General features: G+C 72.1%; 19 protein-coding genes. 4 read left to right on the forward strand and 15 right to left on the reverse strand.

Annotated features, from left to right (window positions below; all coding sequences use genetic code 11):
* Positions 1-89 precede the first annotated feature (89 nt).
* The 3 genes from ACFYXK_RS32455 to ACFYXK_RS32465 form a co-directional block, all read right to left on the reverse strand.
* Complete coding sequence (locus ACFYXK_RS32455) at positions 90-2,090, reverse strand: ABC transporter permease (RefSeq protein WP_389414402.1); 2,001 nt, start codon at positions 2,088-2,090, stop codon at positions 90-92.
* 151 nt (positions 2,091-2,241) lie between these two features.
* Positions 2,242-3,060: a molybdate ABC transporter substrate-binding protein gene (gene modA / locus ACFYXK_RS32460; protein WP_389414403.1), complete on the reverse strand. Its 819-nt coding sequence runs from the start codon at positions 3,058-3,060 to the stop codon at positions 2,242-2,244.
* A 112-nt stretch (positions 3,061-3,172) separates the two neighbouring features.
* Positions 3,173-3,568: a molybdopterin-binding protein gene (locus tag ACFYXK_RS32465; RefSeq protein ID WP_266631845.1), complete on the reverse strand. Its 396-nt coding sequence runs from the start codon at positions 3,566-3,568 to the stop codon at positions 3,173-3,175.
* Between the two features lie 134 nt (positions 3,569-3,702).
* On the opposite strand from ACFYXK_RS32465, the gene ACFYXK_RS32470 reads away from it, so the two are divergent.
* On the forward strand, positions 3,703-4,098 hold the full coding sequence (locus tag ACFYXK_RS32470) for an RNA-binding S4 domain-containing protein (RefSeq protein WP_389414404.1): 396 nt from the start codon (positions 3,703-3,705) through the stop codon (positions 4,096-4,098).
* A gap of 16 nt (positions 4,099-4,114) precedes the next feature.
* On the opposite strand, the gene ACFYXK_RS32475 is transcribed toward ACFYXK_RS32470, so the two are convergent.
* From ACFYXK_RS32475 to ACFYXK_RS32500, 6 genes are all read right to left on the reverse strand, one after another.
* Positions 4,115-4,522, reverse strand: coding sequence for a PTS-dependent dihydroxyacetone kinase phosphotransferase subunit DhaM (locus tag ACFYXK_RS32475; RefSeq protein WP_383511095.1), 408 nt, complete (start codon positions 4,520-4,522; stop codon positions 4,115-4,117).
* Positions 4,519-5,139 carry a dihydroxyacetone kinase subunit DhaL gene (gene dhaL, locus ACFYXK_RS32480; RefSeq protein ID WP_389414405.1) on the reverse strand — a complete coding sequence of 207 codons (621 nt, stop codon included), beginning with the start codon at positions 5,137-5,139 and terminating at the stop codon, positions 4,519-4,521. Before dhaL ends, ACFYXK_RS32475 begins: the two co-directional genes overlap by 4 nt.
* Positions 5,140-5,182: 43 nt before the next feature.
* The gene (gene dhaK, locus ACFYXK_RS32485) at positions 5,183-6,187 is read right to left on the reverse strand and encodes a dihydroxyacetone kinase subunit DhaK (RefSeq protein WP_389414406.1); all 1,005 of its coding nucleotides are present in this window, start codon (positions 6,185-6,187) and stop codon (positions 5,183-5,185) included.
* A 114-nt stretch (positions 6,188-6,301) separates the two neighbouring features.
* A complete protein-coding gene (locus ACFYXK_RS32490; RefSeq protein ID WP_389414407.1) occupies positions 6,302-8,119 on the reverse strand; it encodes a glycoside hydrolase family 15 protein in 1,818 nt (605 codons plus the stop codon).
* Between the two features lie 46 nt (positions 8,120-8,165).
* Positions 8,166-9,743 carry a GMC oxidoreductase gene (locus ACFYXK_RS32495; RefSeq protein WP_389414408.1) on the reverse strand — a complete coding sequence of 526 codons (1,578 nt, stop codon included), beginning with the start codon at positions 9,741-9,743 and terminating at the stop codon, positions 8,166-8,168.
* Between the two features lie 129 nt (positions 9,744-9,872).
* On the reverse strand, positions 9,873-10,805 hold the full coding sequence (locus tag ACFYXK_RS32500) for a cyclase family protein (RefSeq protein WP_389414409.1): 933 nt from the start codon (positions 10,803-10,805) through the stop codon (positions 9,873-9,875).
* Positions 10,806-10,960: 155 nt separating this feature from the next.
* On the opposite strand from ACFYXK_RS32500, the gene ACFYXK_RS32505 reads away from it, so the two are divergent.
* Entirely contained in the window at positions 10,961-11,914 is a 954-nt protein-coding gene (locus tag ACFYXK_RS32505; protein WP_389414410.1) for a DUF389 domain-containing protein, read from the forward strand.
* A 14-nt stretch (positions 11,915-11,928) separates the two neighbouring features.
* The gene (locus tag ACFYXK_RS32510) at positions 11,929-13,674 is read left to right on the forward strand and encodes a cation:proton antiporter (protein ID WP_389414454.1); all 1,746 of its coding nucleotides are present in this window, start codon (positions 11,929-11,931) and stop codon (positions 13,672-13,674) included.
* Between the two features lie 4 nt (positions 13,675-13,678).
* On the opposite strand, the gene ACFYXK_RS32515 is transcribed toward ACFYXK_RS32510, so the two are convergent.
* The 4 genes from ACFYXK_RS32515 to ACFYXK_RS32530 are packed head-to-tail and all read right to left on the reverse strand — an operon-like array spanning position 13,679 to position 17,695.
* On the reverse strand, positions 13,679-14,218 hold the full coding sequence (locus ACFYXK_RS32515; RefSeq protein WP_389414411.1) for a gluconokinase: 540 nt from the start codon (positions 14,216-14,218) through the stop codon (positions 13,679-13,681).
* 55 nt (positions 14,219-14,273) lie between these two features.
* Positions 14,274-15,341 carry a cytochrome d ubiquinol oxidase subunit II gene (locus tag ACFYXK_RS32520; RefSeq protein WP_389414412.1) on the reverse strand — a complete coding sequence of 356 codons (1,068 nt, stop codon included), beginning with the start codon at positions 15,339-15,341 and terminating at the stop codon, positions 14,274-14,276.
* Complete coding sequence (locus ACFYXK_RS32525; RefSeq protein WP_389414413.1) at positions 15,338-16,810, reverse strand: cytochrome ubiquinol oxidase subunit I; 1,473 nt, start codon at positions 16,808-16,810, stop codon at positions 15,338-15,340. The genes ACFYXK_RS32520 and ACFYXK_RS32525 overlap by 4 nt, the downstream gene beginning before the upstream one ends.
* Before the next feature lie 45 nt (positions 16,811-16,855).
* Positions 16,856-17,695, reverse strand: a complete 840-nt coding sequence (locus ACFYXK_RS32530) for an SDR family oxidoreductase (RefSeq protein WP_389414414.1) — start codon at positions 17,693-17,695, stop codon at positions 16,856-16,858.
* 274 nt (positions 17,696-17,969) lie between these two features.
* Here ACFYXK_RS32530 and ACFYXK_RS32535 point away from each other — a divergent pair, with 274 nt between their 5' ends.
* A complete protein-coding gene (locus ACFYXK_RS32535; RefSeq protein WP_389414415.1) occupies positions 17,970-18,884 on the forward strand; it encodes an aldose 1-epimerase family protein in 915 nt (304 codons plus the stop codon).
* A 49-nt stretch (positions 18,885-18,933) separates the two neighbouring features.
* Here ACFYXK_RS32535 and ACFYXK_RS32540 read toward each other — a convergent pair whose 3' ends face one another.
* Positions 18,934-19,449 (reverse strand): universal stress protein, encoded by a 516-nt coding sequence (locus ACFYXK_RS32540; protein ID WP_389414416.1) that lies wholly within the window; start codon positions 19,447-19,449, stop codon positions 18,934-18,936.
* A gap of 159 nt (positions 19,450-19,608) precedes the next feature.
* Complete coding sequence (locus tag ACFYXK_RS32545; RefSeq protein WP_389414417.1) at positions 19,609-21,576, reverse strand: amino acid transporter; 1,968 nt, start codon at positions 21,574-21,576, stop codon at positions 19,609-19,611.
* Positions 21,577-21,602 lie beyond the last annotated feature (26 nt).

Below are 21,602 nucleotides of genomic sequence, written 5' to 3' on the forward strand. Positions count from 1 at the left end.
GCCCGCTGGGCATCAGTGACCGACAACGGCGGAATCTTCGGACCCGGACGACTCATACCGAACTAACGACCAACCTCAGACTCAGGACACTAGAGCTGTACCAGCGTGACCTCGGTCGCCTTCACGCTGGTCCACACCTGCGAGCCGTCGACCAGACCCAGTTCGGCCGCGGCCTCCGGGGTGATCTCCGCGACCAGGTCGGGGGCTTCGGCCGAGCCGACGAGCACGCGCAGCCGGCTGCCGACCGCGGTGATCTCCCGTACGGAGCCCTGCCAGACGTTGCGGGGACTGCCCGCCGGGCGGTCGCGGTGCACGGACACCGCCTCGGGGCCGATGATCGCCAGTGCCGGGGACCCCTCGGGCAGCGCCTCCGCCACCACCAGCCGGCCCCCGGCGGCGAGGACGAGGCCGTCGGCCGACGCGGTGCCGGGCCAGGCGTTGCGGCCGAGCATCCGCGCGACCCAGGGGGAGCGCGGGTGGCGGGTGACCTCGGAGGGCGGGGCGTCCTGGAGGGTGCGCCCGTCGGCGAGTACGAGGACCCGGTCGGCCAGCGACACCGCCTCGACGGGGTCGTGCGTGACGATGAGGCAGACCCCGCCGAAGCCGGCCAGGTGCGTGCGCAGGGTGTGCCGTACGCGGGCCCGGGTGGTCTGGTCGAGGGCGGCGAGCGGCTCGTCGAGGAGCAGCAGGCGGGGCCGGGCGGCCAGGGCGCGGGCCAGGGCGACGCGCTGGGCCTGCCCTCCTGACAGCTGGGCGGGCTTGCGGTGGGCGAGGTGGCCGACGCCGAGCCGGTCCAGCCACTGCTGCGCCTCGCGGCGGGCCTCGGCGCGCGGCACCCGGCGGGCGCGCAGTCCGTACGCGGTGTTGGCCAGTGCGCTCAGGTGCGGGAACAGCGCGCCGTCCTGCGGGACCCAGGCCACCTGGCGCCGGTGCGGGGCCAGTGCGGTGACGTCGGTGTCGCCGAGCCGGAGTTCGGCGTGGGCGCGCGGGGTGAGGCCGAGGAGGGCGCGCAGCAGGGTGGTCTTGCCCGCGCCGTTCTCGCCGACGACGGCGATGGTGGTACCGGGTTCGGCGTCGAGGGTGAGCTCGTTGAAACCGGTGACGACGGCGTGCAGGGGCCAGCGGCCGTCGCCGCCCGGGCCGCCGGACAGGCCGGCGGCCAGGTCGCCGGCGGCGGGCTTCCCGGGGGCCGGGCCGGCCGGTGGTGCCGGGGCTGTCGGCGTCCGCTCGGCTTCGGGGGCCGCGGCCGCCGCCTCCTCCGGCGGCTGCGGAGCCTCGGCGGGTGTGCGGGCGACCGGCGTGCCGGTCCAGCGGCCGCGCAGGGCGATCAGTACCGCCATGGCGATCACGAGCAGCAGCAGGGACACGGAGGTGGCGGCTTCGGGCTGGTCCTGGAGCAGCAGGTAGACCTGGAGCGGCAGCGTCTGGGTGGTGCCGGGCAGGTTGCCGGCGAAGGTGATGGTCGCGCCGAACTCGCCCAGCGCACGGGCCCAGGTGAGTGCGGCGCCCGCGATCAGGCCGGGCGCCACCATCGGCAGCGTCACGGTGAAGAAAACCCGCACCGGCGGGGCGCCGAGGGAGGCGGCGGTCTCCTCGTAGCTCTGCTTGAGCCCGCCGAGCGCACCCTCCAGGCTGATCACGAGGAACGGCATGGCGACGAAGGTGGCCGCCACGACGGCGCCTGACGTGTGGAAGGGCAGCGTGATGCCGAACGTGCCCTCGAGCCAGGGCCCGAGCAGTCCGCGCCGGCCGAAGCCCAGCAGCAGCGCCACACCGCCGACGGTGGGCGGCAGCACCATCGGGAGCAGCACCAGCGAGCGGACGAAGGCCTTGCCCTTGAACGGGACACGGGCCAGCAGCCAGGCGAGCGGCACGCCGAGGAGCAGTGAGAGACCGAGGGCCCACAGGGACACGAACAGCGAGAGGCGAAGGGCCTCGACCACGCCGGGGCTGGTGAGGTGGGCGCCGAGTTCGCTCCACTCGGTGCGGGTGAGGATGCCGATGAGGGGCAGCAGCAGGAACGCGACGGCGAGCAGCGCGGGGAGCGCCAGGGTCACGGGGGGCCGGGTGCGGGTGCGGTGTCTGCTCATGTGGATTCCTGGCTGGAGCCTACGGGGGACGGGTGCGGGGGGCCTGGCGGGCGACACGCCGAAAGGGACCGCCTGTCCCCCCTCGGACCAGGCAGTCCCTTTCGATCATTTGCGGTTGCGGTTGCGGCTGCTTCCGCTGCTGCGGTGCCGGTTACACCTTCTGGAAGCCCGCGTCCTGGAGGATCTTCTGTGCCTCGGGGGTGCTCAGCCAGGCCACGAACGCGGCGGCGGCCTCGGCGTTCTTGGACGCCTTGAGGGTGGCGGCCGGGTAGGAGGCCACGGCGTTCTCGGCGTCCGGGATGTCCACGACGGAGACCTTGTCACCGGACTTGATGGTGTCGGTCTTGTAGACGAGGCCGGCGTCGGCCTCGCCGAGCTCGACCTTGCTCAGCACGGCGCGCACGTTGGGCTCCTGGGAGACCGGCTTCACCTCGATCTTCTGGGCGTCGAGGATCTGCTTGCTGTAGCGGCCGACCGGGACCTCGGGCGCGGCGAGCACGACCTTGATCTTGCTGTCGGCCAGGTCCTTCAACTCGTCGACCTTGAAGGGGTTGCCCTTGCCGGCCGCGATGACCAGGCGGTTCTTGGCGATGATCGACGCGTCGTTGGTCTCGGCCTTGAGGCCGTCCATCGTCTTGGTGTCGGCGGTGACCAGTGCGTCGGCCGGGGCTCCCTGCTTCACCTGGGCGGCGAGCTCCTGGGAGCCGGCGAAGGAGAAGGTGATCTTCGTGCCCGGGTGCGCCTTCTCGTACGCGGCACCCGCGGTCTTGAAGACGTCGGTGAGGGAGGAGGCGGCGAGGACGGTGAGGTTCGCGGCCTTGGCCTCGGCGGAGGCGGAGGCCGAGGCGGAAGCCCCGGTGTCGGCGGCCGCCTTCTTGTCGCTGCTGCCGCAGGCGGACAGTGCGGGTACGAGGAGGGCGGCGGTCAGGGCGGCGGCGACGGCGCTGCGGCGGTTCAGGATCGGGGACATGAGCTGGTGCTCCTCGGTCGGGTCGGCGGCCGGCCGGGTGCCGGGACCGCGCGGTGGTGACCCGCGCCGGTGACGGGCGGAGCGGGTGGGGACGCGTGCTGGTGCTGGACGGTCAGGTGCGGTCGATGTGCACACTGGTGGACTTCACGCGGGCGGTGGCCTGCATGCCGACCTCCAGTCCGAGCTCCTCGACGGCCTCACGGGTGAGGAGGGAGACCAGGCGGTGGGGACCTGCCTGGATCTCGACCTGGGCGGCCACGTCTCCGAGCTTCACTGCGGTGACGATGCCGGGAAAGGCGTTGCGGGCCGAGGTGTACGGCTCGTCGTCCTCGGTGTGGGCGCCCTGTCCCACCTCTACGGAGAAGGCGGCCAGGTCGCGGCCGTCGATCAGTCGCCGGCCGGCGTCGTCGCGATGGGTCGCGACCCGGCCGGCGTCGGCCCAGCGGCGGGCGGTGTCCGGGCTGACGCCCAGCAGACGCGCCGCCTGTCCGATGGTGTAGGACTGCATGTGCGACAAGGTAGGGGCACGTGTCCCGCATTTGCAATTCCATTGGGATGATGTACATGGCAGATGCCAAGCCTCTTGGTGAATCTGCCAAAATCCATTCCGTTTCGGCCGGGCCCGCTCGCTAAAGTCGTGGCATGGCTGATGAAGCAACGGGAACGGGCGCGGAAACGGGAACGGCGCGGGTGGACGCCTGGATCTGGTCGGTCCGCCTGACGAAGACCCGCTCGGTCGCGGCGACCGCCTGCAGGGCGGGCCATGTGAAGGTCAACGGCGAGCGCGCGAAGCCGGCGCAGGCGGTGCGGGCGGGGGACGAGGTGCGGCTGTTCCATGCGGGGCGTGAGCGCATCGTCGTGGTGAAGCGGCCGGTGACCAAGCGGGTCGGCGCGCCGGTGGCCGCGGAATGCTTCGTCGACAACAGCCCGCCGGCGCCGACGCGCATCGAGGCCGAGGTGGTCGGCGTCCGCGACCGCGGCACGGGCCGCCCGACGAAGCGCGACCGCCGAGAGATCGAATCCCTCCGCGGCCGCTGACGGGCCCGCCCGCCGGTCAGGCCTTGCGGTAGGTGTAGGCCTCCTCCGCGGCCGCGGCCACGGCGTCCAGGGGGGCGCCCGCGGAGGCGGCGACCACCGCCGCCACCGCGCCCTCCAGGAACGGCGCGTCCAGCAGCCGGGCCCCCGGCGGCAGTTCGTCCTCCACCAGCAGCGCCTTCACCGTCAGCACCGAGCTGCCCAGGTCCGCCAGCAGCGCGACCCCCGCCCCCCGGTCCACCTCCTGCGCGGCCGCCAGGACGCGCTCCGCGCTCGTGCCCAGGCCGCCGTCCGCCGTGCCGCCCGCCGCCGCCACCGGGACGACCGGCCCGCCCGCCGCCAGGCCCCGCGCCAGGTCCGCCACGGACTCAGCGACCAGCGCGCTGTGCGACACCAGCACGATCCCGACCACCGCCGGCGCGCTCATGCGGAGTCCGCCGCATCCGCCGCATCGGCCGTGTCCGCGAGAGCCGCCATCAGCAGGGCCGCCGAGGTCGCCCCCGGGTCCTGGTGCCCGACGCTCCGCTCGCCCAGGTAGCTGGCCCGCCCCTTGCGGGCCAGCATCGGCACCGTCGCCCGGGCGCCTTCCTCCGCAGCCTCCGCCGCCGCCCGGTACGAGGTGCCCAGCGCCGCCACGCCCGGCACCAGCGCGTCCAGCATCGTCTTGTCGCCCGGTGCCGCACCGCCCAGCTGGGCCACCGCGCCCACCCCCGCGTACAGGGCCTTGCGCACCTCCTCGTCGGAGACCTCGGCGGCCTCCCCGAGGTCCTTGCCCGTGCGCCGCAACAGCGTCCCGTACAGCGGGCCCGACGCGCCGCCGACCGTCGAGATCAGCGTCCGCCCCGCCTGTTGCAGCACCGCCCCCGGCGTTGCGGCCGGTTCCGCCTCCAGGGCCGCGCGTACCGCGGTGAAGCCGCGCAGCAGATTGCTCCCGTGGTCGGCGTCCCCGATGGGGGAGTCGAGCTCGGTCAGCCGGTCCGCCTCGCGTTCCACCACGGCCCAGGCGGCCGTCATCCAGCTCCGGAAGAAACCTGCGTCACGCAATTGCGTCTCCTCAGCCTTGTCCGCACCTCGTGCGCCCACCTTCTCAGCAGCCCCAGCGCAACGCCGCCGTCCGCACCGGCGCGTCCCACAGCCGCAGCAGTTCCTCGTCCGCGCGGCACAGCGTCACCGAACACCCCGCCATGTCCAGCGAGGTGACGTAGTTCCCGACCAGTGTCCGCGCCACGGTCACCCCGCGCTCCGCCAACACCCGGGCCACCTCCGCGTGGAACCCGTACAGCTCCAGCAGCGGCGTCGCCCCCATGCCGTTGACCAGCGCCAGCACCGGCCCGTCCGCCGGACCCACCTGCGCCAGCTCCTCCAGTACGGCGCCCACCGCGGTCTCCGCGATCTCCCGGGCCGGCATCATGGCCCGCCGTTCGCGGCCCGGCTCACCGTGGATGCCGATGCCCAGCTCCAGTTCTCCGTCGGGCAGCTCGAACGTCGGACTGCCCTTCGCCGGGGTCGTGCACGCGCTGAGCGCCACCCCGAAGCTGCGCGAGGACGCGTTCACCTGCCGGGCGAGCGCCGCGACCCGCTCCAGCGGCGCGCCCTCCTCGGCGGCGGCGCCGGCGATCTTCTCGACGAACAGGGTCGCCCCGGTGCCGCGCCGCCCCGCCGTGTACAGGCTGTCGGTGACGGCCACGTCGTCGTTCACGAGGACGCGCTCGACCCGCAGGCCGTCCTCCTCGGCGAGTTCGGCGGCCATCTCGAAGTTCAGCACGTCCCCGGTGTAGTTCTTGACGACGAACAGCACCCCCTGCCCGCAGTCCACTGCCGCGGCCGCCCGCAGCATCTGGTCGGGCACCGGAGAGGTGAACACCTCGCCCGGGCACGCGGCCGACAGCATCCCGTACCCCACGAACCCGGCGTGCAGCGGCTCGTGTCCGGAGCCGCCCCCGGACACCAGCCCGACCCTGCCCCCGTCCCGCGCGTCCCGCCGTACGACGACCCGCCGCTCGACGTCGACGTCCAGCTCGGGATGCGCAGCCGCCATCCCCTGCAGCGCATCGGCGACGACGGTCTCGGGGCTGTTGATCAGCATCCGCATGGTTGTCTCCTGATCGGGTCGGCCGGTGAGCCCGGGGCGGTGGGCCCGATGGTGACGGTAGGGCAGCCGGTAGCCCGGGACCAGGGCGCCGCGGCGGAGACGACGGCTGCGGGTTCAGCGCTGGATGGCGTCGAGCGCTTCGTTCAGGGTGGTCGCGGCCATGATGAGCGACAGGTGGGTGAAGGCCTGGGGGAAGTTGCCGAGTTGCTCGCCGCTGGGGCCGATCTCCTCGGCGAACAGGCCGACGTGGTTGGCGTACGTGTGCATCTTCTCGAAGGTGTAGCGGGCCTGCGGCAGCCGTCCCGCGCGGGCGAGGGCGTCCACGTAGAGGAACGTACAGAGGCTGAACGTTCCCTCCGAGCCGCGGAGCCCGTCGGGGGAGGCCGCGGGGTCGTAGCGGTAGACGAGGCTGTCGGACACCAGGACCCGGTCCATGGCGTCGAGGGTGGACAGCCAGGTCGGGCTCCTCGGCGCGAGGAAGCCGACCCGGGGGACCAGCAGCAGCGAGGCGTCGAGGACGTGGCTGCCGTAGTGCTGGACCAGGGAACGCTCCGTGTCGCTCCAGCCGCGCTCCATGACCTGTTCGAGGACCTCGTCGCGGGCCTTGGTCCACAGGGCCGTGTCGGCCGGGCGGCTGAACTCGGTGGCGAGCTTGATCCCGCGGTCGAAGGCGGCCCAGCACATCACGCGGCTGTAGGTGAAGTCCTGGCGGCCTCCCCGGGTCTCCCAGATGCCCTCGTCGGGCCGGTCCCAGGAGTCGGCGAGCCAGTCCAGGGCCCGCGACAGGGCCTTCCATCCCCGGTAGTCGGCCTGCACGACGATCTCCCGGGCCTCGGACAGGGCGTACAGGGCCTCGCCGTAGATGTCGAGCTGCAGCTGGTCCATGGCCGCGTTCCCAGCCCGTACGGGATACGAGCCGCGGTAGCCCTCGAAGTGCTCGAGGACCTCCTCGGTCAGGTTGGGGTCACCGTCGACCCGGTACATGATCTGGAGGGGCTCACCGTCCCGGCCCTCGTGGGCGCGCAGGCGGTCACCCAGCCAGTGGGTGAAGGCGGTCGCCTCCTCCACGAAGCCGAGGTCGAGCAGGGCCCGTACCGACAGGGAGCCGTCCCGCACCCAGGTGTAGCGGTAGTCCCAGTTGCGCTCGCCGCCGACCTGCTCGGGAAGACCCATGGTGGCGGCGGCGACCGGCGCGCCGGTCGGAGCGTACGTGAGCAGCTTGAGCGTGATGGCCGAGCGGTACACCATCTCCGCCCAGCGGCCGTGGTAGCGCGACGTGCGCACCCACTTCTGCCAGTAGTCGACCTGCTCCCAGAGCTCATCGGTGATCTTCTCGCGCTCCGGCGGCGGCGGCGCCGCGCTGCCCTCCCCGCCGGTGGTGAACACCGCTGCCTCCGCCTGACCATCGGTGAGCGTGATGGAGGCCCGGACGTCCTGACCGTCGCGTTCGAGCGGGAACGTGGCCTGCAGGAACGCCGTGGCCCCCGGTGCCCGGAAGGTCGCCGTGCGGTCGGCCAGGTCGAGTCGGTGGGATGCCCGCGCGTAGTCGAAGCGGGGTCGGCATTCGAGGGAGAAGCGCACGGTGCCGCGCACCGCGCGGATCACACGCACCAGGGTGTGCCGGTCGGTTGCGGTGCGGCCCTGGAGGACCGGCATGTAGTCGACGGTCTCGCCGACCCCGTCGGGGGACATGAACCGGGTCACCACGATCGCGGTGTCCGGGTAGTAGAGCTGTCTCCACGTCCCTTCCTCGTTCTCCGGCGCGAGCAGGAAGTGTCCGCCCCCGTCGTGGTCGAGCAGCGAGGCGAAGACGCTGGGGGAGTCGAACCGTGGTGCTGCGAACCAGTCGATCACTCCCCTGGACGACACCAGAGCTGCGGTCTGCAGGTCCCCCACGAGTCCGTGGTCGGCGATGGGCGGGTAGCGGTCCATGGTTCTCCTCCTCGGTACGCCTCAGCGGTGGTCCGCCCGGGTCCGGTCACTGCAGGCGCTCCGCGAGGTGGTCTCCGACGCGCAGGGCGTTGGCGATGGCCGTCAGCGAGGGATTGACGGCGCCGATGCTCGGGAAGAAGCTCGTGTCGACGACGTAGAGGTTGTCGAGGTCGTGGGCCTTGCAGTTCACGTCGAGCGCGGAAGTCTGCGGGTCGCGGCCGAAGCGGACGGTGCCGGCCTGATGCGCCGTGGCGCCGATGGGCATGCCCTTGTGCAGGTAGATGCTGTGCGACAGCAGATGGTGCTCCTGCATGCCCAGGTGGCCGAGCATGCCCTGCAGTTTGTGCCGCAGCCGTTTCAGCCCGGCGATGTTGTTCTTCTCGTCGAGGGCGAGGTGGATCCTGCCGTCCGTGTCGAGGGTGACGCGGTTGGCGGGGTCGGGCAGGTCCTCGCCGCACAGCCAGAAGTCGACGGCGTGGTGGGCGAGCACCTCGAACGGCATGTCCGGGGTGACGGCACCGGCCCAGCGGGGTGCCTCGCCGTGGATCTGCTCGGCGTCGGACTTGCCGAGCATCTGGATGCCGCCGAGAGGGTAGTCCCAGTCGTCGCTGCCCAGGTACCAGTCGTGCAGCGCCAGCGTCTTCTGGAACTTGGTGTCGTTGGGCTCCTTGGACACCGCCATCAGGGCCAGGTTGTTGTGCCGCATGTAGTGCCGGCCGACCACGTCCGCGCTGTTGGCCAGGCCCTGCGGGTGCCGGTCGTCGGCGGAACGCAGCAACAGGACGGCGGAGTTGACGGCTCCGCAGGCCACCACCACGATGCCGGCGGAGAACCGGACGGTGCCGTCCTCCAGTTCCGCCACGACCGAAGTGACACTGCGCCCGGTGGCGTCCGTCTCGAGCCGGCGTACGTCGGCGTGCGTGATCAGCTCGACGTTGGAATGCTCCAGGGCCGGGTCCACGCAGATGACCTGGGCGTCCGACTTCGCGCCGACCAGGCAGGGGAAGCCGTCGACGCGGTCGCAGCGGATGCACGCGCTCCCGTGCGCGGCCCGCCCCTGGTCGTCCTGGACGAGGTTCACCCCGATCGGGAGATGGAAGGGGTGCAGGCCCTGCTTCTCCAGATCGTCGCTCAACTGCTGGATGCGCGGCTCGTGTTCCACGGGCGCATGCGCGTACTGGGCGCTCGCCGGCCCCTCGGTGGGGTCCTCGCCGTGCCGCCCGTGGACGAGGTAGAGGTGCTCGGCCTGCGTGTAGTACGGCTCCAGGTCCCCGTAGTTCAGCGGCCAGGCGGGAGAGACGCCGCCATGGTGGCGGATTTCGCCGAAGTCCTCGGGGCGCATCCGGAACAGCGCGGCGCCGTAGAACTTGGTGTTCCCGCCGACGTAGTAGTTCACCTCGGGAGGGAAGCGGTCTCCGTGCTTGTCGTACCAGAACTCCGGTGCGCGGTACTTCCCTTTGACGAAGACCTGGGTCGAGTCCCAGTTGTCGCGTTCACGCGGCAGGTAGCCGCCGCGCTCGAGAAGGAGGATCCGCTTGCCGGTGGGCGCCAGGCGGTGGGCGAGTGTTCCGCCGCCGGCACCCGTGCCGATGATGATGAGGTCGTACTCCCGCGCCTCGGTCATGCAGGCCACCTCCGCAGAGCAGGATCTGCTCCCATCGGGTGAGTTGGGGTCCGTATCGCATCTACAACGTAGCTCCGGAGGGGATGCCCAGCGACTCGGGCCGGCCGGAGCGCGGGGACGCCCGGCCGGTCACAGGATCGCGAGCGGATTGACGGGAGAGCCGGTCGCCGAGGACAGCCGTAGCGGTGCGATCACGCAGAGGAACGACCAGCGGCCCTCCCGTTCGCAGAGCGGGGCCAGCTCCTCGAACTGCAGGTAGTCGAGCAGGTGCAGCCCCATCGCGTGGACGGCGAGTACGTGCACCGGGAACGCGACGCTCGGCACGGCACTGGGAGCCGTGTCGTTGTTGCCGTCACTGCCGAGTACGGCCACCTGTCGCTCCGCCAGGAAGCGCAGGGCCGTCGGGTGGAGCCCGGCCCGCGCACCGGCCGCGTCCCAGGCGCCGAGCTGCGCACGCCGCCGCTGGTGCCCGACGCGTACGAGCAGGATGTCGCCCCTGCCGACCCTCACCCCCTGCTGCGCCTCGGCGGCGGCGAGGTCCTCGGCGCTCACGTGCGATCCCGGCTCGAGCCAGGGGACGCCGTGCAGGCGCGGGACGTCCAGGAGCACTCCCCGGCCCACGATGCCGTCGCGGGCCAGGTCGATGGACAGGGCCGCGGACCCGTCCGGGGAGAGCACGTCCGCGGCGGGAACGCCGCCGTGCAGGGTGCCCCCGTAGATGACGTGGCAGAGGGCGTCGATGTGGCTGTCGACGTCGCCGTGGATGTTCATGGCGATGCGGTCCCGGGCGAACTGCAGGCCGCCCGGGTCCGGGACGCCGCCGGCGGGCGCGGTGAGCCGGTGCTCCGCCGGTTCGGCGTTGTCCGGTCCCTCGCGGGTGTGCACGGGCGCGGCGAGCGAGACCGAGCGGCCGGAGCGCACTTCACGGACGGCCGCCAGCGTCTGCGCGGGGGTGAGGGTGCCCAGGGCTCCCAGCGGTGCGACACCACCGGGTGCCGTATTGCGCAGTTCACGATAGAGCGACCCGAAGTCGGCCCCGCTCATCCCGTCGGGCGTACCCATGTCCTCACCATCCGGCACACCCGCCGCCGGCGCGCGCCGAGCGGTGGCCCGGCCGCATCCGATTTGCCGAGCCCCAGGGCCGCCGCGTTAATGGACGAGCGGCCTGTCCGGGCCCGGCGCACCCGTGCGCACCCCTCTCACACGCGGAGATTCGCTTGGACATGCTGCACGTCCGCGCCGTGAGCCCGCCGGACCTCACGGGTCGTGTCATGACCCTGCTGAGCGCCCAGCCGTGCGTCCTCAACCTCTCCCTGCAGCCCGACAGCGTACGGAACCCCGACGGCGACGCCATCGTGTGCGATGTCCTCACCGGAGTCGCCAACGAGGTGCTGCGCGGGCTGCGGGACCTCGGACTCGAACGCCGGGGGTCCATCGTCCTCGACCCGATCGACACGGCCTTCTCCGATCACGCGGCCAGAGCGGGGGCCGCGGTGCTCGGGTCCCGGCTGCGCGTGCCGGTGTGGGAGCAGGTGGAGGCCCGGATCCGGGCAGCGGGGCGCTACCCCCCGAGCTTCTACCTCTTCATGGTCATCGCCGGTGTCATCGGTGCGGTCGGCATCATCACCAACTCGCAGATCCTCATCGTCGCGGCCATGGTGGTCGGTCCGGAGTACGCGGCCGTCACCAGCGTCGCCCTGGGCATCGACCACGGTTCCCGGCCGCCCGTCCGGCAGGGCCTCGCGGCGCTGGTCGCGGGCTTCGCGCTGGCCGTGGCCGCCACCTTCCTGTTCGGCCTGCTCGTCCGCGCATTCGACCTCCAGCCGAGGGCCTTCGAGCTCGGGATCAGGCCGGTGTCGAACCTGATCAACACCCCCAATTTCTTCTCGGTCGTGGTGGCCGTGCTCGCCGGGATCGTGGGCATCGTCTCGCTGACCGAATCCCGCACCAGCGCACTGCTCGGCGTCTTCATCTCGGTGACCACCATTCCGGCGGCGGCCGACATCGGGGTCTCGTGCGCGTACGCCAGCTGGGACGAGGCCGTGGGATCCCTGCTCCAACTGCTGCTCAACATCGTCGTACTGATCCTGGTGGGAACCGGGACGCTCAAGGTCCAGCGGGCGATGTGGCGGCGCGTCAGCGCGCACCGGAACCGGCGGACCGCGGCGTGAACGCGGCCGCGGCCCTGTCGCAGGACCAGGTGTTCACTGGCCTCGGACTGATCGTCGTCCTGGCCGTGGGCTCCCAGCTGCTGGCGAGCCGGCTGCGCATCCCCGCGCTGATCGTCCTGCTGCCGGCCGGATTCGCCGCCGGCGCGCTGACCGAAGACGTGAACCCCGAGAAACTGCTCGGAGCCGCCTTCTCCCCGCTGGTCTCGCTGGCCGTCGCGGTGATCCTCTACGACGCCGGGCTCGGCCTGGACCTGAAGCGGTTCAGGGCGCACACCCGCCGGGTCGTGGTGCGGCTGATCTGGCTCGGCGCGCTGCTCACCGCAGGGTCCACGGCGCTGTGCGCCGGCGTGCTGCTGGGGATGTCGGGCAGCGCGGCCGTGATGCTCGGGGTCATCCTGATCGTGTCCGGCCCCACGGTCGTCGGACCCCTGCTGGGATTCGTACGTCCCACCGAACGGCTGCAGCACATCCTCATCTGGGAGGGCACGCTGATCGACCCGGTGGGAGCCATCCTGGCGGCCCTCGTCCTCCACGGCGTGGTGGCCGGGAACGGCAGCGGCTTGGGCGGCAAGGTGCTGGAGTTCGCCACCAGCGTCGTGGTGGGCCTGGCCGGCGGCATCGCGGGGACCGTGGTGCTGATGCTGCTGCGCAGGCTCCGCCCCGGCGCGGTGCTGGGCACCACGGTCCAGCTGGCCGCGGTGATCGGTGTGGCGGCGGCCTGCAACGTGATCCGGGACGACACGGGTCTGATCGCCGCCGTTCTGATGGGGCTGGCGGTGGCGAACCTGCCCGGCTCCGACACGGGCGCCCGCAATCCCTTCTTCGAGACCCTGGTGCACCTGGTCATCGGCCTCCTGTTCATCTCCATCTCGGCCACCGTCAGCCCCCATTCGCTGCGCCACGTGGCCCTGCCGGCGCTCGGTCTCGTCGCGGTCCTCGTCCTGGTGACCCGGCCGCTCGTGGCGGCCGTCGCGTCGCTCGGCACGGATCTGACGCGCGGGGAGCGGGGCTTCCTCGGGTGGATGGCGCCGCGCGGCATCGTGGCCGCGGCCACCGCCTCGACGTTCTCGGCCACGCTGGCCGACGAGGGCGTGGGCGGCGCCTCGAAGATCCTTCCCGCCACGTTCGTGGTGATCGTGGTGACCGTCACGCTCTACGGGCTCACCGCCGGGCCGGTCGCGAAACGGTGGGGCGTCGTGCGCCCCTCGCGCTCCCGGCCGCTGCTCGTGGGCGGTGATCCCTGGGTGGTCGATCTGGGACTGGCCCTGCGGTCGGCCGGGCTGGAGGTCGTCATGTGGGCGGGGCACGACGCGCAGCGGGACCGGATCAGGGCCGCCGGACTCGAACTCGCCCCCGGGGAGCTGTTCGCCGCGGCCACCGGCTCGGGCGCCGAGCTGGAGGGCCTCACCGGCGTCCTGCTCCTCACCGACGAGAGCGACTTCAACGCCCTGGCCTCCATGAACCTCCAGGGCAGCGTGGAGGGCCCGGTGTACCGCCTGGGGCCGGCGACCGACACCGCGGGCGTCGTCGCCCCGTACACCGGCGGCCAGGTGCTCTTCGATCCCGCGCTGACCGGCGCGGAGCTGTCCCGCCGCTACGACGGGGGCGCCCGCCTCGTCACGCGCCGCCTCGACGGGCCCGTCCCGGCCGGGCACCATCTGCTGTTCCTGGTGCGCGCCGACGGCACGCTGCTGCCCGTCACCCGGGCAGGCGGTCCGCAGCCGCGGCCCGGGGACGTCGCCGTGCTCCTGGGTGGCTGATCCCTCAGCGGGCCGGCCCCCGGCCGAAGCCCGCGACGGCGCGACGGGCCCGGGCCATGGTGACCTCGGGGTCGCCGGCGGCGTCGACGGTCATGCCGGGCTCGTCCGGTTCCAGCGGTTCCAGGATCTCGAACTGCGAGTCGACCAGGCGCAGGGGCATGAAGTGGCCCGTCCGCCGGGAGACCCGGGCCCGGGCGGTGTCGCGATCCACGGCCAGGTACACGCACCAGACGCCCGGGGCGGCCCCGCGGAGTTGGTCGCGGTACGCGCGCTTGAGAGCCGAGCAGGAGACGACCAGCCCTCGGCCCGACCGGGAGGACTGCCGGATCCGGTCCGTGAGCGTACGCAGCCACGGGGCGCGGTCCGCGTCGTCCAGGGGGCGGCCGGCGGCCATCTTGGCGACGTTCGCGGCGGGGTGGACGTCGTCGCCCTCCAGGTACGGCACCCCGAGCCCGTCGGCCAAGGCCCGGCCGACGGTGCTCTTGCCGGCGCCCGACACGCCGAGCACCACCACGACGACCGGTCCCTGCCCGGCCCCCGTCATGGACCGCCCCCTTCACGCATCGCCGCCGCCGACCGCGTCCGTCCGCCGGGCACGTTCAGGACGGCGGGGCGCTGCCCGCGCTGCCCGGATCCCGGTTCACGGCTGTCCGCCGCAGGTCGTTCTCGGCGAGGGGCTGCAGGGCGCCGCCGGTGTCCAGCCGGTAGAGCAGAACCAGCGGCGGTCCGACGAGCACCATCGCGATGACCGTGACCAGGAGCAGCCAGCGCAGGGTCGTCGATGCTCCGGCCGCCTGGTCCACGGTCAGCGAGGTGGGGATGAGGTACGGCCGCTGGGCGACCCCCCAGGCGAACACGACGAGGGCGACGCTGCCGACGGCCGTGATCCTCGCCCAGCCCGTCGCCGTGCGGTACAGCAGTCCGGCGGTGGCCACGGCGCTGACGACGGCCACCAGGACGAGGGCCAGGCCGATGCCGCTGGTGAGGCCGTCGTAGACGTAGCGCGCGTCGTGGTGGGTGACGGCGAGGCCGACGACGGCCAGGACGGCGACGATCCCGAGGCTGCACCAGGCCCGCAGCCGGAAGTAGCGGACGAGGTCGGGGGCGTCGAAACGGCGCGCGTCGGCGGTGAGGAACACCGCGCCCAGGAAGGCGGTCGCGGCGACGGTGAGGAGCCCGGCGAGCACGGAGGTCCCGTTGGACCAGGCGTCGGCGGACGCCTTCGTGCCCGGCGCGACCCGGCCCGTGGCCAGGCCGCCGATCACCGCTCCGAGGAAGAAGGGCGTCAGGAGGGAGGACACGGCGAAGGCGGCGCCGTAGATCCTGCGGCGCGAGAGGCGCGTCATGGGCTTGCGCAGGGCGAAGCCCGCACCGCGCAGGACGAGTCCGACAGCCGCGAGCGCCAGCGGGAGCCACATGGCCGTGAAGATCGTCTGGAACAGGACCGGAAAGCCCGTCCACATGATCACCAGGACGAAGATGAGCCAGACGTTGTTCGTCTCCCAGACGGGCTCCATGGCGTGGTCGATCAGCCACCGGGGCCGCTTGCCCCGTTCGGAGCCGCCCGCGAACAGATCCCAGAACCCGGCTCCGTAGTCGGTCCCGCCGGCGCACGCGTAGGCGGCGACCGCGGCCAGCAGCACCCAGGCCACGACGTCCTGGATCATTGCCCTCCTCCGTCACCGCGTGCCGTGCCGTGATCCGGTGCGGCCGCTGCGGCCGCCCGGCGGGGCCCGTAGGGGGTGTCGCCCTCCGGAGTGCCGCCGGCCTGGGCGTCGCCCTGCTGCTCATCGGCGGCCCGCCAGCGGGTGCGCATTTTGAGCAGGACGGCCAGGAAGGTGCCGAGGATCAGCGTGTAGACCACGATGACGATGCCGAGCATCGCCCACAGCGACGAGGCCCGGGTGTCCGTGACGGCTTCGGACACCCGCATGTTCTCGTAGACGATCCAGGGCTGGCGACCCACCTCGGTGGTGATCCAGCCGCATTCCACCGTCACCAGGCAGGCCACCCCGGCCACGGCCGCGCACCGGAAGAACCACGGTGAGCGCGGCAGGTCGCGGCGGCGCAGCCAGCACCAGCCGTACCAGAGCGCGAGCAGGACGAGCAGGCTTCCGATCGTCACCATGATGTCGAACGCCCAGTGGGCGATCGTGGCCTGGGTCGCCGTCGGGCGGTCGCTCGCGGGGACCGAGGACAGGCCCGTCACCACGGTGTCCGGGCGGAAGCCGGCGAGGATCGAGTCCAGGAGTGGGATCTTGATCCCGCCGGAGATAGATCCGTCGGGATGCATGCGCCCGAACAGGTACTCCGGCACGTCGTCGCCGGTCTTCCACACGAGCTCGGTGGCGGCGAACTTGATCGGCTGCTTGTGGAAGACGGAACGGGCGATCGAGTCCCCGAGCATGAACTGCACGGGGGTGAGGATCGCGGCGACGGTGAACGGCACGGTGAAGCCGAGCCGGTGGTAGTGGTCGCGCCGGCCGCGCAGCCAGCCGACCGCGTACACCCCGGCCACGACGTAGCCCGCAGTGAGGACGACACCTGCCACGAAGTGCCAGTACTCGGGGCCGAACATCGGCGTGAAGATCGCCTTTCGGACGTCGACGTCCACGGGGTTGCCGTCCGCGTCGAGCGAGAAGCCGCGCGGCGTGTTCATCCAGGAGTTCGCGGCGATGATTCCGAACGCCCCCATCAGCGCCGTCAGCGGCAGGGGCACACCCAGCCAGAAATGCGTCCACGGCTTCAGCCGTCGCCAGCCGTAGAGGTAGATGGCGATGAGGATCGCCTCGAGGAAGAACGCCCACGCCTCGACCCCGAATCCGAGGCCGAAGACGTCGCCCCAGCGGCCCATCAGGCCCGGCCACAGCAGGCCGAACTCGAAGGAGAGCACGGTACCGGTGACGATGCCGATCGCGAACTGCACGGCCATCACCGCCGACCAGCGCCGCGCGAGCAGCAGGGCGACCGGGTCGCCCTTGCGCAGCCCGCGGTGGTGCATCAGGAGGGTGATGGCGGGCAGGGCCACGCCGAAGGGCACGAGCAGGATGTGGGAGGCCAGGGTGAAGGCCATGAGCTCGCGGGCAGGGAGCAGCTGCGGAGGGGTGTCCGCCATGATCGCGATCGCGCTGTTCATGTGAGCCTTAGCAGTTCGTGCCGGACGGCTGACGGGCTGTGGGCCTCAGCCACCGGTCGCGAACCCGGGAAACAGGGTCATGCCCCCGTCCACGTAGATCGTCGTTCCCACGACGTAGTCGAGCAGGTCGGAGGCGAGGAGGGTCACGGCGTTCGCGATGTCCTCCGGGTCGCCGACGCGGCGGTACGGGATGAGCGTCAGCAGGTCCGCCTCGGCCTCGGGGGTGTCCCAGGCGCTCTGGTTGATGGGCGTGCGGATCGCACCCGGAGCGACGGCGTTCACCCGGATCCGGTGCGGGGCGAGCTCCTGCGCGAGCGTGGTCATGAGCATCTGTACGCCGCCCTTGGAGGAGGCGTAGTTCACGTGCCCGGCCCAGGGGATGATCTGGTGCACCGAGCTCATGCAAATGATCTTCCCCGCGGAACGGGACACCTCCGGCACGACGCCGCGGCGCAGGAATTCCTTGGTCGCCTCGCGGGCGCACAGGAACTGACCGGTGAGGTTGACGTCCAGTACCTTGCTCCACTGGGCCATGGTCATGTCGGTGACCGCGGCGTCCCGCTGCAGACCGGCGTTGGCGACCATGATGTCGATGGTCCCGAACTCCTCGACCATCCGGGCCACCATGCCGACGACCTGGTCCTCCTGCGACACGTCGCCTTCGTGCGCGTAGGCGCGGACCCCGAATCCCTCGATCTCCCGCACCACCTCCTGCGCGGCTTCCTGCCCGGAGACGTAGTTCACGACCACGTCCGCGCCCGCCCGTCCGAGGCCGATCGCGGTGGCCTTGCCGATGCCGGAGTTCGCCCCCGTCACCAAGGCCTTCTGCCCCTTGAGGACCTGAGGAACGAGCAGCGTTCCACGGTCACTGCCGCTGGCTTCCACTGAAACCCTCCCTGGGTGCTGACGGGGGCACGAAGTACGCGCCACAACGAGAGCACCTCCGTACGGCCACGGCCCGGTGGCACGACCGCCGCTGCCCCGATGGAGTGTTCTCCCCGCGCCGAACGGCGCAACGGCGGCGGGGGAGGAGGCCGGGACGCGCGTTCACAGTCGGGGGCGCCCGGCCGAGGTGCGATGCCATCCGCGCGGTGATGGAATGGAACCACCCGGTGAGCGGGATCCCGATCCCCGAACGCCACCGGCGAGGATGGCGACCATGCATCGGACGGGTGCCCAGTACCGGCTGACCTGTGGTCAGCAGACCGTCGTCGTCGTGGAGTTGGGCGGAGCCCTGCGCCACTACGCCGTCGGCGGGCGACAGGTCGTCGACGGATTCGACGCCGACGACCTAATAGAGGGCGGACGCGGACAGCTCCTGATGCCGTGGCCCAACCGGATCGGAGACGGCCGGTACCGGTGGCAGGGCCGGGAACTGCAGCTGCCCCTCAACGAGACCGAACACGCCAATGCCATCCACGGTCTGCTGCGCTGGACGTCGTGGCAGGCGGTGGAGCAGGCGGAGCGCCGCGTGGTGCTGGCGGCCACGCTCTGGCCGCAGCCCGGTTACCCCTTCCACCTGCTGGCGCGGGCGGAGTACGCACTCGACCGCCACGGCATGACGGTCACGCTCACCGCGCACAACGTCGGCGACACCCCCGCACCGTACGGAGTCGGTCAGCACCCGTATCTGGCCGTGGCGCCCCGCACGGTCGACGGCGTGCTGCTGACCGTTCCCGCCCGGACCTGGCTGCGCACCGACGACCGCGGCCTGCCCGTCGCGTCCGAGCCGGTCTCGGGGACGCCCAACGACTTCGGCGCGCCGCGGCCCATCGGCCCCCAGCGGCTGGACACGGCCTTCACGGACCTGCGGCGGGAGGCGGACGGGCGTGCCGTCGTACGTCTTGCCGAGCCGTCCGGCGCCTACGGTACCGATCTGTGGCTCGGTGAGGGGGCGGACTTCGTTCAGGTGTTCACCGGGGACACCCTGCCCGAGCCGCACCGGCGGCGCAGCGTCGCCGTGGAGCCGATGAGCTGCGGCCCCGACGCCTTCCGCGGCGACACCGCGCGCGTGCGTCTCGAACCGGGGGCTCGGCACACGCTGCAGTGGGGGCTCGCACCCTGGCCGGGGTAGGGCCCGACCGCTCCCCGCGGGCCTGCGGCGGGGCGCGCCGCAGGATCCGTCATTCGGCGAGCTCGCGCGCGTCCAGCGGCAGCCGCCAGACGTTGCGCCGGTGGACGGCGTCGATTTCGGCCTGCAGCGGGGACGGCGGCACGGTCAGTACGGGGCAGGGCGCGTGCGCCAGGCAGTAGCGGGCCACCGAGGGCCGCAGCAGACGGCGTATCGGGCCGCGTGCCCCCGCCCCCACCACGAGCAGGTCCTCGGGGTCGTCCACCGCCTCCACGAGGGCCGCTCCGGCCGTGGCCCGTACGGCGTGGCCCTCGAGGACCACCCCCGGGCCGCCCGCGCCGAAGGCGGTGTCGAGGGCCAGCCGCAACCGCTCCACGGCCGCGGACCGGGCGGCGGCCAGCACCGCGGCGCCGGCCGGTCCCCGGCTGCCGACGTCCCCGCCCGGACCCTGCCAGGCCAGGACCACCCACAGCTGCGAACCCCGTACCCGGGCCTCGCCGGCGGCCCGGTGCAGGGCCGTCAGGCTGCCGGAGCTCCCGCTCACACCGACCACGACTCTGTGCCGCACTGCGCCCACCCTTCATCCGGTCTGCCGCCGCCCATACAAGCCCCGGGCGGGCGGAGCCGGGTAGGCCCGCTGACGGGTTCCTGATGCGGAAGCCGCGGACCATGACGGGTTCTTGATGCCGCTGGGGGTGTCCTGTGGATCAGGCCCGGGCGGACGGCGTCAGCCGGCGTGGACGTGGGGGCGGCGGTTGCGGTCGGGTTCGGCCTCGCGGATGACCTCGCGGGTGACGGGGGCGACCTCGCCCTGGCCGAAGAGGAAGAAGCGGAGGAAGTTGGCCATCGGGTTGCCCTCGGTCCACTCGAAGTAGATGTGGGGCCGCTGGCCGGTCTCGTCGCGTACGTGGAGGAGGAGGGCCGCGAGGGCGTTGGGGATGCTGGAACTCTCCAGGGTCAGGACGCGGTAGCGGCCGTGCAGGACTTCGCCGCGCACGCGCATGCCCGATTCGAACTCGGACGCGTCCAGGACGGTGACCTCGACGAACATGACGTCGTCCTCGGCCGGGATGTCGTTGTCCGCGCGGATCTGCGCCTTCTTCTGCCGGTACTCCTCGAAGTCCCGGTTGTCGGGCTCGTTCGCGATGAACCGGATCGTGCGGTTGGCGGTGTCACGGATGAACCGCTGCGCCATGTCGTCGAACTCGATGTGCGTGACGCGCAGCTCGAAGACGCGGGCGAGGCGGGAGAGGAGGGAGAGGGCCATGATGCCGGCGATGAAGCAGGCGCCGATCTTCACGCCGTCGGGGCGCTCGGCGACGTTGACCGCGGTGGTGTAGACGAACACCGCGGAGATCACGCCGAACGCGATCGTCCAGCCGTGCTCCCCGGCCCGGCGGGCGGCGATGGTCACGGCGACGGCCGCCGAGGTGATCAGGACGAGGACACCCGTGGCGTACGCGCCCCCCTGCGCGTCGACGTCGGCGTCGAAGATCCAGGTCACCAGGAAGGCGATCAGGGTGAACACGATGACCATGGGCCGCAGGGCACGGGCCCAGTGCGGGGCCATGCCGTAGCGGGGCAGGTAGCGCGGCATCAGGTTGAGCAGGCCGGCCATGGCCGAGGAGCCCGCGAACCAGAGGATCAGGATGGTCGAGACGTCGTAGACGGTGCCGAAGGCGGAGCCGAGGTACTCGTGGGCGAGGTAGGCCAGCGCGCGGCCGTTGGCCTCGCCGCCGGGCTGGAACGCCGCGGGCGGGATCAGCAGGGTGGTGACGAAGCTGCTGGTGATGAGGAAGACGCTCATGATCACGGCGGCCGTGGTCAGCAGCTTCTTCGTGCCCCGGATCCGGCCCGCTGGCTTCTCGTCCGTGTCGTCCGGGGAGCCCTGGACGTGCGGCATGACCGCGACACCGGTCTCGAACCCGGACAGACCCAGCGCCAGCTTCGGGAAGACCACGAGCGCGATGGCGATCATCATGAACACGTTGCCGTGCTCGGTCAGCAGCGCCTGTTTCCAGTCGGTGATGACGTGGGGCTCGCTGATGACCTGCCACAGGCCGACGCCGATGACGACGACGTTCAGCGCGAGGTACGAGAAGACCAGGACCACGGCCACCCCGATGGCCTCGCTGAACCCCTTGAGGAACACGCCGCCCAGCAGGGCGATCAGGATCAGGGTGATCAGGACCTGGTGGCCGTTCAGGGTACTGGTCAGATGCGGGTTCTCGACCAGGTGCGCGGTCGCGTCGGCCGCCGACAGGGTGATCGTGATGAGGAAGTCGGTCGCCGCGAAGCCCAGCAGGGTCAGGACGAACAGCTTGCCCTTCCAGAACGACAGCAGCCGCTCCAGCATCGCGATGGACCCCTCGCCGTGCGGGCTCTCCTCCGCGACCCGGCGGTAGACCGGCAGGGCCCCGAGCAGCGTCAGCACCACCAGCACGATCGTCGCGAGCGGTGACAGCAGGCCGGCCGCGAGCGCAGCGATGCCCGGCTGGTAGCCGAGGGTCGAGAAGTAGTCGAGGCCGGTCAGGCACATCACCCGCCACCACGGCCGCCCGTGTTCGGCGGTCTCGGACGTTCCGCCCTCGCCCGGCGCCTCCTCCGGCCGATGCCCCGACCTGTGCTTCGTCTGGTCGGTCAGGCCTTCCAGGAGCCATGCCCTGAGGCGGCTCGGCTGGGTGGGGGTGGCCATCGCGGGTGCTCCTTCGTACGGCTTGG

The organism is Streptomyces sp. NPDC002209 (assembly GCF_042890265.1).
Taxonomy (GTDB): domain Bacteria; phylum Actinomycetota; class Actinomycetes; order Streptomycetales; family Streptomycetaceae; genus Streptomyces.

What these genes read in the sequence shown, in the direction of transcription:
- ACFYXK_RS32490 (WP_389414407.1), bottom strand. Translation starts at nt 8,119, where the DNA reads ATGGACCGCTACCCGCCCATCGCCGACCACGGACTCGTGGGGGACCTG.
- ACFYXK_RS32500 (WP_389414409.1), bottom strand. Translation starts at nt 10,805, where the DNA reads ATGGGTACGCCCGACGGGATGAGCGGGGCCGACTTCGGGTCGCTCTAT.
- ACFYXK_RS32465 (WP_266631845.1), bottom strand. Translation starts at nt 3,568, where the DNA reads ATGCAGTCCTACACCATCGGACAGGCGGCGCGTCTGCTGGGCGTCAGC.
- modA (WP_389414403.1), bottom strand. Translation starts at nt 3,060, where the DNA reads ATGTCCCCGATCCTGAACCGCCGCAGCGCCGTCGCCGCCGCCCTGACC.
- ACFYXK_RS32475 (WP_383511095.1), bottom strand. Translation starts at nt 4,522, where the DNA reads ATGAGCGCGCCGGCGGTGGTCGGGATCGTGCTGGTGTCGCACAGCGCG.
- ACFYXK_RS32535 (WP_389414415.1), top strand. Translation starts at nt 17,970, where the DNA reads ATGCATCGGACGGGTGCCCAGTACCGGCTGACCTGTGGTCAGCAGACC.
- ACFYXK_RS32525 (WP_389414413.1), bottom strand. Translation starts at nt 16,810, where the DNA reads ATGAACAGCGCGATCGCGATCATGGCGGACACCCCTCCGCAGCTGCTC.
- ACFYXK_RS32470 (WP_389414404.1), top strand. Translation starts at nt 3,703, where the DNA reads ATGGCTGATGAAGCAACGGGAACGGGCGCGGAAACGGGAACGGCGCGG.
- ACFYXK_RS32455 (WP_389414402.1), bottom strand. Translation starts at nt 2,090, where the DNA reads ATGAGCAGACACCGCACCCGCACCCGGCCCCCCGTGACCCTGGCGCTC.
- ACFYXK_RS32520 (WP_389414412.1), bottom strand. Translation starts at nt 15,341, where the DNA reads ATGATCCAGGACGTCGTGGCCTGGGTGCTGCTGGCCGCGGTCGCCGCC.
- ACFYXK_RS32545 (WP_389414417.1), bottom strand. Translation starts at nt 21,576, where the DNA reads ATGGCCACCCCCACCCAGCCGAGCCGCCTCAGGGCATGGCTCCTGGAA.
- ACFYXK_RS32495 (WP_389414408.1), bottom strand. Translation starts at nt 9,743, where the DNA reads ATGACCGAGGCGCGGGAGTACGACCTCATCATCATCGGCACGGGTGCC.
- dhaK (WP_389414406.1), bottom strand. Translation starts at nt 6,187, where the DNA reads ATGCGGATGCTGATCAACAGCCCCGAGACCGTCGTCGCCGATGCGCTG.
- ACFYXK_RS32515 (WP_389414411.1), bottom strand. Translation starts at nt 14,218, where the DNA reads ATGACGGGGGCCGGGCAGGGACCGGTCGTCGTGGTGGTGCTCGGCGTG.